Genomic DNA, 16,140 nt, shown 5'->3' with positions numbered 1-16,140 from the left:
ATGAACGAGCAAATACAGCTGCTGATCAAATCCGGAACAGTGTGCAACCTTGCGTGTGCATATTGCGGCGATCGTGTATCAGGGCCGGAACAACGCCTGCAATTTCCAACGCTGTCCAAACTCGCCAGTCAACTCGCTTCGCTGCCACAACCCCGAATAGTGGTCGCGTGGCACGGTGGCGAACCTCTCACTGTTGGTCAGAACTACTTCGTTCAGGCTTCCGAGATTCTCAAATCCTATTGCGGACGGCACCAGTCGATCTACACTTGCGTGCATACCAATGGACTGCTCTTGGACGAATCCTGGATGGATATCTTCAAGTCGCTTCAAGTATCTGTGTCCGTGAGCATTGATGGCCCCAAGTCTTTCCATGATCGTTACCGGCACGATGTCGACGGCTCGGGATCTTTCGAACGAGCTGTCATAGCTTTGAGAATTGCCTCCAAGTCGGAACTCGGTGCCTCTGTGAGCACGACCGTACATGATGATACATGGGAAATTGCATCTGAGTTGCTCGACTTATGCCGAAGTCTCCAGATTAACCAGCTTCACTTCGAACCTCGCTTGAATCGAGGCTCATCGCGATGGATTAGGCCCGTCTCGGCAAGCGCATTCTCAAGATTTGTCACTGCCCTGAAGGCCGCATCTGAATCAGAGTCATCATATGGGTTGGAAATTCCGACGCTTGGGGAATGGTCCACTCCCGGAGTGGGAAAGCCTTCCACGTGCGTGTTCTGTCGCGAGCAATGTTTTACAAACATCGCCGTCGACTGGACCGGGGACGTATTCCCTTGCGATCTGTTTCATGGAAACTCGAGCATGTGCGTTGGTAATATTCATACTACGTCTCTCATGGAAATCATGTCTGGTGATACGTATCTCTCGTATCAACGGGCCGCTTCTGTTGTTCCGTCAGCCTGTCGGTCATGCCAATGGGCCGAAATATGTCGTGGAGCTTGCCCGTACCAACGATATATGACGTTCGGCTCCTTCGATCATCCATCACCCTATTGCGGCATTATTCGATGAGCTATCATCTACCCAAATGGTCTTTATCGGCATTTGAGACAGACAACAGTTGTGATTACTGCCCGGTTTATCCGACAGACGCCAACGATTTGGAAATAGACACAGTTAATCGATGTTCAATACAGAGATGGAAAGAACAGTGGATTCACTTGTGGGGCTCGCGCCTAACAAGCTCCCGCGAAAGCGATCCCTTACCAGAATCGCTGCGTGGCATAGGTCCGGGCGCACAGGAGTGTCTTCTGGTCCTATGCGGCGGACGTGATACAGCTCGTATTATCGTTCCAGCCGGAATGGTTGCCGCCGCAGTGAGACGGGCCCATGTTCTGGGCTTGGCAGCTGTGCCCAGTCCGTTTCTTATGCGAACGATTCCTATAGATTCGAAGCGAACCTACTCTGATAATGTTGTGGTGCTTCCAAAAGGCGTATGGGATGCAGGAGCCAAGGTATTTGTCTATCTCTCAAGAGATGCTGATATGGTACTGAGGGCATGGGCGAGCGAGTTACTCCAGAATGATGCCGAATTGGGTAGATTGTTTGGCTATCCTCAGTGCTGCATAGCAGCCTTTAATAGAAAAGACGAATTTAAGCCGAAATGGGTTGATAATAACGTTGGATACGCACCGATATTGACAAATCAATATAGCCGATTGTTTGGATTCGAAATTATCTCGCATAAACCTTGTGCCCTCGATTGCCGTGAAACGTTGATATTGGCGAGACGAAATCTGAGAGCACTGAGATCCATTTCACCAACTGCCAGTTCGTATCTTATGGACGTGCTTTCGTCACCAGTCTTGGTAATCGATTCCATGAATTTTATTATGCCCATTGGCTATAGACCAGTAAGCAAGCACAAATTTGAGGCTCTGTCATCCGAACTCCTGTCGATCGGAATGGCAGCGAATGATCTGTGCCGACAGATAGAGCACAGAGGCAAGTTGGTCACTTTCCAGGCTATTAAAGAGGGCCTCTTGATAGAGACGGCTATGGATAAACAATTATTACCTGATGTTCGATTAATCTTGCATAAGGAAGAGAGATATTCAAATTCACAGAATCAATTTGATAACAATCGATAATTTGCGGCTTTGCCCGATCAACTCGAATGACTGACTATAAGGAGACGAGAATGGAAACAATCACTTTTATCCTTAGTATTTTTGCCACAGCCCTGGCAACGGCAATTATTGGAATTTTGAATGAGAAATATTTGAACCGGCCTCAAGGGATTGCCGCTAATATCGATACGTTTCCACTTTTATTTAAACCATCCATCAATGATATAGGCGTAAAAGTAGTAATTACCTATCATGAAGAAGTGGCAGAGTACGAAGATTTGTATAATGTTACTGTTGATATCGAAAATCTAAGCAACAAGAATTATGATAGCTTCAAATTTGGTATAGACTTCACAAATGGCGATAAAACAGTTTATGCAACAGCTACGGGAAAGGACCGGCTCCATGCGATCACGCTCCTTGAGATTCCTGAATTTTCTAAACCTTTAGAGAAAATGGATTTAATATGCAAGCCCTTTCATAAAAGAGATAAATACACAGTTAATGCATTGGTGTCTATTCCAGAAGGTTGCCGAACGACTAGTACCGTTAACATACTGATTGACGGCCGATTCAAGATTATCAACCAAGGGACATTTGGTAATTGATTGAGTATTTGGAGGTATATATCAAGCCGAGGTTTTTAAAAATGATGCGGATGGCAAAAATCACAGTAATCCAATATTCGATTACAGGTACAGGCTAAGGGGGGGCCCGATGTGGGGATTTTCGGAGAAACTGCTGGAAGCGATTCGAACCAAGGCCGAGCCACCTGCAGGGCCTTTATGGGTTCAACTGGAGATTTCGAACCGCTGTAATGTAGCTTGCTCGTTCTGCGCGATGCACGGTCCAGGGAGATATACGATGGACGGCTTCGCCATTGCTGGGGAGTCGGACGCGTTCGGGTATGACGAAGGCACGGCACTCTGGCTTGGAGAGCGGCTTCAAAGTTGCGAGATGTCCTTAGCCGTCTTCCGAAACGCCGTCGATCAGACTCGCGCCGAGGGCGCTGAGGACTTCAACCTTTGTGGACTCGGAGAGCCTACCTTAAACCTCGCATACCCTGACATGATCAAGTACATTCGGGAGACTGGGGCAAGGGTCTCTCTCGACACAAACGGTTCACGTCTTTTGACTCCGGGAGCTGTCGAGAAACTGATCCCCTTTGGGCTGCATGGCCTCCATGTGAGCGTAAATGCGGCATCGGAGGCAACCTATCGCCGAGTGAACGGTACGGCCAACTCGCTTCTCGATATACGGGAGATGCTTCACAGATTAGCAAGAGCCAAGAAAGAAGCACGGTCCGAGGAGCCCCATCTCCTGCTTTCGATGGTTGTAACCAAAGATAACTGTTCCGAGATAGATTCGTTTGTCCGGCTTGCCGCCTCCGTCGAGGCTAGACAGGTTGTGTTCGACCATATGGTCCCGAGTCGCTTGACCGCATCCGAGGTGCCGACGGGAGAAGACCGGAAACGAACCATCGAGACTATTGAGGATGCCATTCAATATGGAACCACTCGCGGTATTAACGTTGTTTCTAATTACACGAGAATCGACTCCCAGCAGCAGTACAAAATTCCGTGCATCGTCGGCTATTTATTTACCCGCGTGATGGCCGATGGGACCGTGGCTGGCTGTTGCGGTTGCTCGCATTCCCTGGGGAAGATGCCAGAGAAGGACTTCCGGTCGATTTGGTACGGCGAGCCGTACCGCGCGTTTCGGGCTGAAGAGGAAATGATTCATATCACTCATGTTCCAGTAACGTCCTGCTTATGCGGCAGCTGTCCTCATGTTGAAACCAACTACGAATTCTTAAAGAGCATCGGATGCAAGTGATCGAATACAATCATCCTCTCAGATAGAGAAGTAGTTTGGGTCGAGATCGTGAATCTTCTCTTTTATGGAGCTCTTATGCCACGCGTCAGATCTTTGATCGTCGTGGGCCCCGATCATATTGGGGACACGATAATGGCAATGCCAGCTCTCGGCGCTCTATTCGAATGTGAACGATTCGAGCGGATCGCGCTGATTATAAACGATCAGGCTGCACCCATCGTTGCCGCGATCTTCAGAGGTGCCAGTTGCCTGGCTTGCCCGCCCGTCTACCATTCGTGGTTGCGAACGACATATCACGCGGCGCGCCTATCTTTGTGGGTTTCCCTCCTCGGATGCACGGAGGTGTTAGACCTACGGCATGATCGAATCAGCGATGCGGTCTCAGCGACGATAAGCACCTTTGTTTTCACCCGGAAGTCAAAATCGAATGTTCGTGACCGAGCAAAGGAAGAGTACTCGTCAGACTCCGAGATTCAATACGCCCATGAGTACTACGAGCAACTTGTCGCGCGAACTCTGGATCGTCGTCCGCGGGACATCATCAAGATTCTCGAGACGAGTCAACATCTCATGGCCCGTGTGGTTGAGAGACGGAAATCTCCAAGCCTCCATGGGATCTGCCTTTGTCCTGGTGCAAGTACAAACTCCAAGTCCTGGCCGTTGAGCCGTTGGATTTCATTGTCAGACAAACTTCACGAAGCCGGATATTCCGTTTCAATGCTCGCAGACCCAAGCGAGGACCTACATTGCCTCCGAACTGCGGCTCGATCATCGGGCATTCGAATACTGCTTGACTCGTCTCTGCTCGGGGCTGCGCGTAATTTGGCATATGCCGACATCGCGATTACCTGCGATAGCGCCCTTGCTCACCTCGCTTTTGCTGTCGGAACACCAATCCTGACTCTCTTTGGTCCGACAGAACCCTCAAAGTGGTTTCCTTACCACCTTGTCGATGGCGGGACCACGATATCGCTGTCCGACCACCCCAACTGCTATCCGTGCCAACGCATGACTTGCACATCAAGCACGCCGTGCATGAATAGGATTGCAGTCGAAGATGTAGCAACAACTATCTGCGATTACATCGCTGAACATGAGATGGAACGCCATGCTTGAAGTGCAAACATCTACCGCAGAGCCGCCGGTTGTGCTCCGGCGAAGGTTCGATACATCCTGGCCAGCCTGGGTTGACAACGGCCCATTCATCCAATCCGTTGGAAAGACCTTGGCGATTTCAGGCGGCTGGGGAGTGCCTCCGGGACCCGAAATCCACAAGTCAAAATGGGGCCTCCCTGAGTGGGCATTTAAGACTTCGAGTGCGTTGGAGCGATCCTCGAGCTGGGCGACCAGACTGGATGTTGAGGCGAAGGATGCGGTTCTGGTCCGACGTGATGCCCTTGGCATCTCTCCTGTATTCGTGCGGTCATTTGATTGGGGCTGGGCGGTCGCAGCCGACCTACCCGTCCTCCTTCGCCTTGGATCGATCCCCGACGCCGAACCGTGCGCCTTGAGAGAGTACGTCTTCTACGATGGATGGATTGGAGGCCCTCTCCCGTTCGCGAACACATTCATGGTTCCAGCCGACGAGCTTTGGCGATTGGATTTATGTTCGAGGATTCCAGTCTGTGAAGGAAGATGGACCGGCGGCATACTGACACAACCCCGGTCCCACCTCTCGCCAGCGGCTCAAAAGGAGGAAGTAGCGACCGCCATTCGGGAAGCCTTGAGCGGTCTGAGTGGAGAAGGTCCGCTCGGACTTTTCATGAGTGGGGGTCTCGATTCGACCCTTCTGGCAGCGCTCGCGTGCGAGGGAGATGTTCCGGTGACCGCTTTCACCTGCGCGGTTGGCGAGGACAAATTTGACGAATCGGTATCCGCTTCTGCAATCGCGCGACACCTTAATTTAGAGCTTATTCAAGTGCAACTTGATCGGCGTTCATTTCTTGCCGGGCTTGTTGACGCCATAGTGAATTCTGGGCTGCCCGTGGGATTTCCGAACCATGTCGGATTGGCGCTTGTTGCCAAAGTGGCCGGGAGGGCAGGCGTTCGGCTGATGCTGACTGGAGAAGGGGCGGACGAGCTGTTTGGCGGATATCCGAGACTGATCGAACTCCGCGATCGGCTCAGAGAAGCACCTTCCGAGCCTAAGACACGATCGGTCTCAGGAAGCGATCTGGAGCGAGAAATATTCCTTCTGCGCGGTCTCGACGACCTCGCGCGAATCGGCTTTGGATTTCCGGAGCGGCTGGCATTGGCCTCGCGGCTACGCATGCTCCTATCCGAGGAGAATGATCCACTGGAGAGAGAACTGCGCATCGCCTGGATGACAGAGTTCTTCCAGACGCTACCTCTCACTCTTCTGCGCCTCCACGCGGCATCACGGTACGGTAGCGTACAGGTCGCCTTTCCGTATCTGGGACGGCGTGTCATACAGGCCGGTGTGGCGTCGCTTCCTCGGTTATCGACGCTGGAAAGAACAAAACCTGTCGTTAGAGACCTATCTGCGGGGAGACTCCCGCCTCAGGTCCTTGAGCTGCCCAAGTCTGGTTTCGACATCCCGCTTGAGTTATGGTTGCCGCCATTGGACGAGATTCTTGGGAGTGGATTTGAGGTGGTGTTCGGGCTCTCCCGTGAGCCCGCGCTGAGCTGGGCACGGTATGCACCTGCCTCACGCGATCTCCGATGGGCCACGCTCAACATCGAGATATGGTCGCGGCTTTTTGTTCTCGGCCATAGCGTCGATGCGGTGAAGGACTGGGTGACCTGCTTCGTTTATAGGAAGGAAGAGATGCAGTGAGCGAAAACGTCTTTCAAACCGTTGTGGTCGTTGTCCGGCCAACACTGCTCTGCAATTACAGTTGCGACTACTGCTACATATCTCCAAAAAACCGGCAGCAGCATGGCTGGCTTGAACCGGGGTCGGTAGGGCGATTGATCAGAGTGCTCTCCGGATTGGAGTGCCAAAAGGTCACGTTGTCTTGGCAGGGGGGCGAGCCGACGCTCGCAGGAAGGGAACGTTTGAAGCAACTCATCGATGCCGCTGAATCCGAGGCAGGCCGAGTCTCGATGTTGCTTCAAAACTGCCTCCATACCAATGGCACACTCATCGATAGCGACTGGGCCAGTTTCTTCGCCGAGCGAGGATTCTCGGTAGGGGTGAGTATCGACGCATATCAGGAGGCTAACGACCGACATCGGCGCTGGGCTTCTGGTCTGCACCACGTATCGCCTCACACCCGGGCTATGATCTCTTTGGATATACTTCGTAAGGAAGGCGTGTCGGTCGAGGTCACATCGACGTTGGTAGACCCGGATTGCTTGGATGTCGACCGCCTCTACGAGTTCTATCGCTCCTTGTGCGTTGAACGGATCAACGTGGAGCCCAAGCTGACCTGGACACCATGGAACAGGAGCCCCGATGGAAGTCAATGGCTGATGCCATATGCGCGACTACTCCTACAGCTTTTCAATCGTTGGAAGTGCGACGATGAAAACCGGCCGCGCATACAGTACTTCGAGCTCATAGATGACATATTGCTTGGAGGTGAAAACGAAGCCTGCCACATGTCAGGAGCTTGTTGGAACCACATCATGCTTCAGCCGAATGGAGATGTCTTTCCGTGTGATCAGTTCGGAGACGATCCGAACTATGTGATCGCGAACGTGGACGACGACCAGCTCGTTTCAAGGTTGCGTGAACTCCCTGCAGGGCCTTTGGCTACGATATCCGAAAAGTTCAAGGGCGCTTGCCTTGGATGCCTCTGGTACTCCCTATGCCGAGGCGGTTGCTTGTACCAGCGTCTCTCGGAGAGTTCCTCAAGCGCACAAGGCGGTGGGTACCCCAGTCAGTGCTGGCGCTCCTATATGTTTTCTGAGATCGTGCTCGGTTTAGGTAGAGCGTGGCCGCGACGCGAGGATGGGGTAGGAGCGAAGAGACGCGAACGAGCTGCCCCCTGCAACACAGAGGATTAATGATGGCGAGCCCAATCCGCGTTGAGATAGGCCCCGATGGGCTACGCGATCGCATCACCATAATGGAAGTCAAGGCACGCGAGCTGAAGGCACCAAAGTCGGCAGAGCGAGCGCAAGGATATCTCGCAGATATGTCAGCGGTCTGGGGTTCTGTTGTCGGAGATGAACGTTCCACGAATGAACTGGGGCGAGACTCCACCGCGTCAATACGTCACTGTGGAATGCGGAAGATGAGATCCGAAGCATGGATACGGATAGCGATTTCGCAGAACGGTTCATTGATGTTACACACTCGGTCCACCGCCTCAACAGTGAATGAAGCACCATGAACATCAAAGTGTGCGAGTTGCTGGGTTCGCTCCGCAACGAGGACAAAAGGTACTTCACGGCGCAGGGTGCAAGCGAGAGCGCAGAGTAGGATCGGAAAACAATGGCAACGCACAACAAGAAGACGCGAAACGCAGGGGCCTCAAGCGGCTCCCTGGAGCATGAAGTGCTCCCACATCAGGTCCAAGATCTGCTCCTGGCCCCACTTCGGTTCTGGGCAGTGGGCGCTATATTTGAGCTGGGAATCTTTTCGGCCCTCCGTTCGGGCCCTCTTTCGCGCGCGGCAGTCGCGGAACATTGCCACTGTAGCGGTGAACATCTGGAGCATCTGCTGAACGTGGGGGTTCATCTCAACTTGCTGGAGAAGAACGGAACCATCTTCGGTCTCTCGCCGCAGGGGCGTGCGTCTTTCGGCTTAAAAGAAGAGATATCCGCAGGACACCTCTTTCGGCACTTTGCGCTGTACTTTGAGCCACTTTGGAGGTACTTGCCCGATGCGCTCCGCACATCGTTCCCCCAATGGCAGCGAGAGTTCCCGGTTCCACCCGTTGGCAACGCGGAGCACTCGGAGTCGTCGCTCGAGATGTACCAGCTCGCCTTTCACTGCCTCGCGCTCGCGGAGGGCGCGACGCTCGCGGATGCCTTCGATTGGTCGCAGTTTGGCACAGTACTTGATGTAGGTGGAGGAACAGGTGCACTCTGCTTGGCTTTGCTACACCGGTATCCGCTGATTGAAGCAGTTTGTATCGATACCCCCCCCGTTTGCCGTCTCGGCGAGCGTCTCTTGTCCCGCGAAGCCTGCTCAGGCCGCCTGCGGTTCATGGGTGGTGACATGTTCTCCCTGCAGTTGCCAAGGGCCGATGCGGTGATACTATCCTTCGTTTGCACAGCGAGTGAGAAGACGAGCGATCTACTCGGCAAATGCTGTAGGTCTCTGCCACGAGGAGGTTGGTTAGTCGTGGCAGACAAGATAGACGGCGGCGAACCAGGTGACCTCTTTGCGCTCATCAAGCTGAACGCCCTTCTTTGGGAGGACGGTGGAATCGACGTTGGGAGTGCGGAATTTGCTGAGCAATTATCCGCACGAGGCATGAGGAGGGAGCGTGTCGTCCAGACCAGAGGATTTAGGGATTATGTGCTTTTCGTTCGCGAGTAGGCTCTACCGTGCGATTGTTCAATCGAAATAGTGCGGGGTTGGGTGATCGGCACAGGTTGGGCACTGCGCGCCTATGGAGAATCCAAACTCGGAATCTCAAGTGAACGCGTTAACTTCTGAGATCTGATCAGATTTCCCGATCTGGCGAACTGATGTTTGTCTTTGGTGGAGAAGGTAGTGTATTGGTTTCATATCTGTCTGTTGGGGCGTCAATGAATAGCTGCAAATCGTATCGGTCTCCCGAGAGAAACGGCTCGCACTGGAACTCAATGCTCTGCGCGAACTCATCGTTCAGGTCACTCTTCTCGAGGATGATTTGGTGCGATGCGTCCCTCCCCCCTTTGTAATTCCAGAGAATAAGTCTGTCATCACCGTGAAGTTGGAGCTTGAAGGGGTATTTTAATAAATCCTCCCCAGTTGTGTTCCAGATTCGTGCCCTACGAAGAGTTTGGCGAACTGCCTTGGTGTATCGCGGATGCTCAATTCCACCTTTGCATCGAGGCTTTTTCCGTCGAGCTTGTGAGGCAAGAGGGGCATAACGTCGATCTCGATGGCGACTTGCTTCGCTCGCCTTGCAAGACGGGCGGCCAGAATGGTGATGATGGAACCCATGGCACCGCCTGTGACGGCTGACACCGTGAGTTTGAGAAGTTCAAAGCCATCGATATTCATCCGTTCTCCTTCAATTGTCAGCGGCGGCGCGAAAATGTAGGAAAACAGCGGGTTTGAAAATGTAGCGATTTTTCGGGCACAAATATTGCTGGAGACTTGCAATCATGATTCATGAATACGCAACCTAACGCCCTGGAATGCCCTGAAAATTGAATGAAATGATGCTCATGAAGAAAAGGAAGAAAACTTGTATGTAATCCTTTCCTGAAGAAATGAGAGGCAATCTCGACATTTTCAAACCACCAAGAATAGGACACTTTCAGGTCCCCGCTGGCATCAATCCGTTCTCTCCTTCCAGCTGACTCAATGAGGTCAATTGCATATATATAAATCAACATTCTGTCAAGGCGCCAAAATGTTATGGAAAAATAGCCGAACAGTGAGTGGTTATGAAGAGGGTTGCGTTTGGGGAGCCAGAAAATTCAAAAGGGGGGTTAGCTCTTTCGAGCTAACCCCCCTTTTTTTGTGGGTGGGTATTCGGCGAAGGGTCTTGGGCGGGAGGCCGTCCGGTCATCGGGCGATCATGAGCCCAACCGGAAATGATCGGGCCGGGCGGTCATTTGGAGTATCTCTTTACAAGGTCCTCGGCTGCCGCCTCGTAGGCCATGGCCTTTAAAAGGCCCACTTGGCGCTGGTCCGCCGCCTCGCGGTTGTGGCGTCCGCTTAAGGCCGAGTCGCCGAAGGGCTCAGGCGAGAACATGTCCCACTGGCCGCTTCTGACGTCCACCACGGCCACCTTGAGCCTTATGCGCATTTCCTGGTCCTCGTCGGGAATCGCCCCGCCAACGATGGGAACCCAGGAGACCGCCTTGGTGCCAAGGCCCTTTTTGGCCGTTTCCAAAAGGCCCCAGTAAACCACCATTTTTTCGTGGCCGCCCCTGGCCGCAGCCATGCGAAGGGCCGTGGAGTAGTTCTTGCCGCCGCTTTCCTCCGGCACCCCCGAAAAAACCGCCACGCCGTAGTATTTTTCCAGGGCCTTCACCATCGCCTCGTCCGGTATCATTGCTCCCGACTGGATGAGCATTACGGACGAGCCCTTGGGAAGGGTGAGCCGCACCTTGGCGTCCAGGGCCTTTGCGATCTCCTCCTGGCTTGCCCCTGTCTCGACATTGACGCCCAGTACGTCGAACTCGGAAAGCTCGCCCTTGTACAGGCCCTGGGCCGAAGGTTCGCGCCCGTATCCGTAAGGTTCCTTGTAGCCGGAATCGGAAATCGACCGCACGGAGCAGCCGCAAGCCAGAATGGCGATGAGCGCAACGACTATCGCGGATTTTATTTGCACGGTTTTATTTTTCTGCATTTACGGGCTCCCTTCATCTCAATGCAACCGGCCAGGCAGGCTGCGGGGCGTTTCAGGGCCATTGGAAAAGTTCCAGGAATTTTTCCAGTTCCGGCCTTACGGCCTCGTTGGCCTCGCTCGGATAGGTGAAGCGGTATTTCACGAACCTGCCTTTATGAACAAAGATGTAGAGGTGCGACAGTGCGATTTCGCCTTCGGGCGTTTCCAGTTCGAATATGGCCTTTTTGCCCTTTGCGACCTGGGAACGGCGGGGCAGTTCGTAAGTGGCGTCCCAGAACAGGCGCGCCCTGTACATGGACATTATTGCGGCCTTGACCTCGCTGTAATGATCTTTCAGGATCGATTCGTCGGTCTTTTCGGGGGAATCCTTGGCCGTGGCGGGATAGACGTAGACCGTGCAGGCGGCGCGGAAATCCGGCGCATCGATGTTGTAGGAGGCCGAGAAATTGTTTCCGGTGTCGTCGAAGAAATGCAGGTCGCCGCTTCGCTGAAACGCGCCAACCGCAGCGGGAAACACGAACTTCGACCCCTTGTGTACGATGGTCTCGCTTTTCCTGTTGACCGAAGACAATTCCGGCGATGTAGCGGGGCCTGCGGCGCAGCCCGCCAAGAAGAAACAGGAGATTATAAGGCAGGTGATCGTGGTTTTCATCTTTTAAACTCCATTACGCATCACAGAAGGCGTCATAAGTCTGTTCCGATTCAGCAGCCTCATATGTGGGTGGCCCCGGCAACTCGTTGCCGGGGTGCGAAGCACAAGAGGTGCGGTGATGCAAGTGAAGGAATGAAAATCCAAGTTTTAAAATGGTATGTCGTCATCCATACTTGGATATCGCGGTAAAGAATCTAGTTTGGTATGGAGATTTGCAAGAATAACTTGGGCTTGATTTTCATTAGCTGAGTGGAGTAGGATCAAAAAATCTTTTACAATTGATACTTTAAGTCCTGTTTGCGCATAGTAAAACTCGCCACTAATAAAAAGTTTAAAAACAATACTCGCATCAGGTACATACTCTTCTAATTTTATAGCTGAATATATATTATTAAGATTATTTTTTATCTTGTCGATGTCACTTTTATATTTTGCGCTGCTTTCTATTTTTGAAATATGTTGACTTATAGCATCAGAAAAACGACGATATATCATAACTTCATCAATACTAAAACCTATATCGTCAAACTGGTTATTTTGAATTTTTAATTCAATATTATAAAAACTATTTATACGAGAAGATATGCTATGTTGGCACATCTCTGCCAGGATATTAGTATACTTGAATTGAGAAATTTTATTTTCAGTAATAATTTGGTTGAAAAGTTTTCCTACAAAATATACTTCGGTCTTAAAGTCATATATTGACAGTTCAAAGTCTTCAGGCGTCTCATATTTCCAATTTAGGCTTATACTTTTGTTGAAATCATCAGGCTTCTCAATCAATTTTCCAAAACCCAGATCAATAATTTTCAACAGCCCATCTTTTCGGACCATCAGATTTTCCGGGCGGATGTCACGGTGAAGAATCCCTGATCGTTCCAGATAGCTAAATCCCTTGATCGCCTGGATAAAAAGGTTGTTGGTTTCATCGGGATACTTAGCACAATGTTTATCAATAGCTGTGCCATCTACATATTCCATTACGATATAGCCTGTGAAGATGGCTGGGTATAAGTGATGAGCAAATACTCGAACTATATTTTCATGTAGTATTTTATATAATAACTTGATTTCACGAACGAATCCATTGAACAAATCCTGACTATGTTGTGTAGGAGCATATTTTTTGCATACAAAATACTCATCAATTTGCTCGTCGTACAACAAGACTGTTTTTCCACAAGCGCCTTGTCCTATCTCACGCAGCATTTTGTAGTCGCGATTGCGCAAAAAAGAAATTATATCATTAGGCTCTTTTATTTTTTGTTCCATGACCAACCAATTGCCCCCATACAACGTTGTGATTCCATCTTGTGCTTCGCACCCCGGCAACGAGTTGCCGGGGCCACCCGGATCAAGACATCCCCGGCATATAAAACTTTCAGACTATCATAGCCTACTATGTTCCGGGCGCATAGTGCAAATTTTTGACGGCAAGTTACGGGGCTCGCCCTGTCACCGCCCATTGCCCGCTTTCTACGAAAAAAACGGCGGGTTGGCGGGATAGATGTACGATTTTAGGGGGAAGGTGGATATGAACCCAAGGCCCTTGGCGTAGGAGCCCTTGTGCTTGGAGTAGCTCTTGTAGATGCGCCAGATGAACTCGAAAAAGCGCTTGGGGTCGTTCATGCGAAGGCAGGCGTAATCCAGGAGCTTTTCAAGTTCCCAGGGCTTTAAGTTGGGGTGATGCCAAGTCAGGTGCTTGGTGTCGAAATGGTCCCAGTTTTTCTCGAAAATGCCGAAGCGGCTGTCCACGTCGTCCCACAGGGCGGTTTTGGGGTAGGGGGTGAGAATGGTGGTCTGTACGTAGCCTATGCCGTAGGAGTGGACGGTCTCGATTTCATCCAGGGTGCTTTCGTAATCGGCGAATTCGTTGCCGATCATGTAATAGCCCCAGATGTAGCGGTTGCGGCGGTGAAGCTCATCTTTCAGGTGAAGGATGGCGTCCGGGGCCAGCTTTTTTTTCCAGGAGTCCAGCGCCTTTTTATCCACGCACTCTATGCCGATGCCCACGCCCATGAGGTTGCAGGCGCTCCAGTGATCCAGGTTCTTCAAGGCGATTTCGTACCGGGCCTGGGCGCTCCAGAAAATGCCGTGCTTTGCAAGAAGCTCCACCACGCGCTCGGTGTGAGCCGAAAGCTGGCCGAAGTTTTCATCGGGCATCACCACCCAGTCCACGCCGTTTTTCTTGTAAAAGGCAAGGACCTCATCGATGGATTCAAGGGGTATGGGCTCCGGTTTGGGTGCGAATCCGGGGGTCTGGCAGAAGGTGCACTGCATGGCGCAGCCCCGCTGGGTCTGGACCTGGGCCACCCGCTGGACCCTGTAGGGAAGGGGCGTTATGTACCACTGGTCGATCAGGGGCGGGTGCCTCAGGCGCTCGAAGGGGGTTCCAAGGATTTCCGCGAGCTTTTCCTCGGCGTAGCCGTTTATCACCCTGTCGAAGCGGTCAACAATAAAAGGGTTCATGGCCCCGTAGTTGCCGCCCCAGATTTGGGCGCTGGTGGTTTTCCGGGTGTGCTCGATCATGCGAAGCACCCGGTTGGTGCCGCTGGTGTGGAAGGAGAAACCGACGACGTCCCAGCCTTCCTTGAGCTTTTCCGTGAATTCCTCCCAGAGGGGAAATTCCATTATTTCGATCTGCGGCAGGTTCTGCTTGATGAACCTAAGTCCGTAGGAAATCTTGAGCGGATAGACGATGCGGGCCGGGTTGTGGGTGTTCTGGGCGAAATAGTCGTACCAGCCGTTTTTTTCGATATAGGGGGTGACGAAGAGTATCTTCAACGAACAAGCCTCCGTATGACTCCAGCCCTAAAGGAAGGGCAGCTCTTTATCGAGCATGTAGCTCTTTATGGGAAACGATGAAACGAGCGCGCCTGCCTTGGCGTAGCTCTTGAGATTTCTGGCGTAGTTCTTGTAGATGCGCGTCATGAACTTAAAAAGCCTTTGGGGCGTGTTGATGCGAAGGCAGGCGTACTCGTGGAGTTTCAGCATCTGGTCGGGCGTGATGTTGGGGTGCCGCCACACAAGGCGCTTGGTGTCGAAGAGGCTCCAGTCCTTGTTGAAAAAGCCGTATTTTTCCTCGGTCTGGTCGAAGAGAGGGGTTCCGGGATAGGGGGTGGCCACGGTCAGGTTGACGTAATCGATGTCGTACCTGGCCAGGGTCTCTATCTCCTCTATGGTGGACTCGTAGGTGGCGTGCTCGTTTCCTATCATGTAGAAGCCGAAGATGTAGCGGTCCCGCCTGTGAAGCTCCTCGGCGAGCTCCATCACGATTCCGGCCCTTAGGTTCTTGTCCCAGTTTTCGAGGGCCTGTTGCTCCACGCTTTCGATGCCAAGGCCCATGCCCATGAAGTTGGCGTCGCACCACTCGTCCAGGCGTTTCAGGGCGATTTCGGGCCTGCTCTGGGGGGTCCAGAACAGGCGGTGCTTGCGGAAAAGCTCCAGGACCTTTTGGGAGTGATCGTGCATGATGCCGAAGTTTTCGTCGTGCACGGCGATCCAGTCCACCCTTTTGGACTTCATGAAGCGCATGGTTTCGTCCAGGCTCTCGATGGGAAGGCCGTATGGCTTTGGCTCCCAGCGGGGGGTGTGGCAGAAGGAGCATTTCATGGGGCAGCCGCGCGAGGTCTGCATCTGGCCCACGAGCTGGACCTTTACGGGCGAGGGCGAGATGTACCACTGGTCTATGAGGGGCGGGTGCCTGAGGCGCTCGAAGGGGGCTCCCAGGGCCTCGGCCACCTCGCGTTCCGCGTAGCCCGTGAAGGTGCGGTCGAAAAGGCCGGCCACCTCAGGGTTGGTCACGCCGTAGTTGCCGCCCCACAGGACCTTCACCCCGGCCTTCCTTGCCGCCTCGGCCATCTTCACTATTCTTCCCGTGTGCTGGGTGAGGAAGGAAAAACCCACCACGTCCCAGCCCTCGGAGAGCTTTTTTACGTAGTCCTCCCAGAGGGGGAACTCCAGCATCTCAATGTTCGGCACGTTCTGCTTGATGAAGCGGATGCCGTAGGCGCGCTTCAGGGGATACACCAGCCGGAAGACGCTTTTGGAGTTGTTGCTGAAATACTCGTACCAGCCGTTTTTTTCGATGAACTGGGTGGTGAAGAGAATTTTCATTTATAACAAGTCCTTAAAA

General features: G+C 52.4%; 14 protein-coding genes. 8 read left to right on the top strand and 6 right to left on the bottom strand.

Translation table 11 applies throughout. The features are described from left to right. From HZB23_16065 to HZB23_16030, 8 genes are all read left to right on the top strand, one after another. Complete coding sequence (locus tag HZB23_16065; protein MBI5846174.1) at positions 1–1,029, top strand: radical SAM protein; 1,029 nt, start codon at positions 1–3, stop codon at positions 1,027–1,029. Beyond that, positions 1,026–2,108, top strand: coding sequence for a hypothetical protein (locus HZB23_16060; protein ID MBI5846173.1), 1,083 nt, complete (start codon positions 1,026–1,028; stop codon positions 2,106–2,108). Before HZB23_16065 ends, HZB23_16060 begins: the two co-directional genes overlap by 4 nt. Positions 2,109–2,158: 50 nt before the next feature. Further along, complete coding sequence (locus HZB23_16055) at positions 2,159–2,695, top strand: hypothetical protein (GenBank protein MBI5846172.1); 537 nt, start codon at positions 2,159–2,161, stop codon at positions 2,693–2,695. 109 nt (positions 2,696–2,804) lie between these two features. Continuing rightward, positions 2,805–3,923 (top strand): radical SAM protein, encoded by a 1,119-nt coding sequence (locus HZB23_16050; GenBank protein MBI5846171.1) that lies wholly within the window; start codon positions 2,805–2,807, stop codon positions 3,921–3,923. A 132-nt stretch (positions 3,924–4,055) separates the two neighbouring features. Then, positions 4,056–5,039 carry a glycosyltransferase family 9 protein gene (locus HZB23_16045; protein ID MBI5846170.1) on the top strand — a complete coding sequence of 328 codons (984 nt, stop codon included), beginning with the start codon at positions 4,056–4,058 and terminating at the stop codon, positions 5,037–5,039. Between the two features lie 109 nt (positions 5,040–5,148). Further along, complete coding sequence (locus HZB23_16040; GenBank protein MBI5846169.1) at positions 5,149–6,720, top strand: asparagine synthase; 1,572 nt, start codon at positions 5,149–5,151, stop codon at positions 6,718–6,720. Then, a complete protein-coding gene (locus HZB23_16035; GenBank protein ID MBI5846168.1) occupies positions 6,717–7,895 on the top strand; it encodes an SPASM domain-containing protein in 1,179 nt (392 codons plus the stop codon). The genes HZB23_16040 and HZB23_16035 overlap by 4 nt, the downstream gene beginning before the upstream one ends. A gap of 430 nt (positions 7,896–8,325) precedes the next feature. Then, positions 8,326–9,378 carry a methyltransferase domain-containing protein gene (locus HZB23_16030; GenBank protein MBI5846167.1) on the top strand — a complete coding sequence of 351 codons (1,053 nt, stop codon included), beginning with the start codon at positions 8,326–8,328 and terminating at the stop codon, positions 9,376–9,378. A gap of 399 nt (positions 9,379–9,777) precedes the next feature. Here the strand turns inward: HZB23_16030 and HZB23_16025 are convergent, their stop codons facing one another. The 6 genes from HZB23_16025 to HZB23_16000 all read right to left on the bottom strand — a co-directional run bounded on the left by HZB23_16025 (position 9,778) and on the right by HZB23_16000 (position 16,121). After that, the gene (locus HZB23_16025) at positions 9,778–10,050 is read right to left on the bottom strand and encodes a hypothetical protein (GenBank protein MBI5846166.1); all 273 of its coding nucleotides are present in this window, start codon (positions 10,048–10,050) and stop codon (positions 9,778–9,780) included. A gap of 556 nt (positions 10,051–10,606) precedes the next feature. After that, on the bottom strand, positions 10,607–11,350 hold the full coding sequence (locus tag HZB23_16020; protein MBI5846165.1) for an aminopeptidase: 744 nt from the start codon (positions 11,348–11,350) through the stop codon (positions 10,607–10,609). Between the two features lie 52 nt (positions 11,351–11,402). Next, positions 11,403–12,002, bottom strand: a complete 600-nt coding sequence (locus tag HZB23_16015; GenBank protein ID MBI5846164.1) for a hypothetical protein — start codon at positions 12,000–12,002, stop codon at positions 11,403–11,405. A gap of 147 nt (positions 12,003–12,149) precedes the next feature. Further along, positions 12,150–13,277, bottom strand: a complete 1,128-nt coding sequence (locus HZB23_16010; protein MBI5846163.1) for a protein kinase family protein — start codon at positions 13,275–13,277, stop codon at positions 12,150–12,152. A gap of 204 nt (positions 13,278–13,481) precedes the next feature. Then, on the bottom strand, positions 13,482–14,789 hold the full coding sequence (locus HZB23_16005; protein MBI5846162.1) for a radical SAM protein: 1,308 nt from the start codon (positions 14,787–14,789) through the stop codon (positions 13,482–13,484). 27 nt (positions 14,790–14,816) lie between these two features. After that, entirely contained in the window at positions 14,817–16,121 is a 1,305-nt protein-coding gene (locus tag HZB23_16000; GenBank protein MBI5846161.1) for a radical SAM protein, read from the bottom strand. Positions 16,122–16,140 lie beyond the last annotated feature (19 nt).

The sequence above is a fragment of the Deltaproteobacteria bacterium genome (assembly GCA_016235345.1).
Lineage (GTDB): Bacteria > Desulfobacterota > Desulfobacteria > Desulfobacterales > Desulfatibacillaceae > JACRLG01.
Note: the sequence above shows the minus strand (reverse complement) of the source record. Positions and strands in the feature narration are given on the sequence as shown.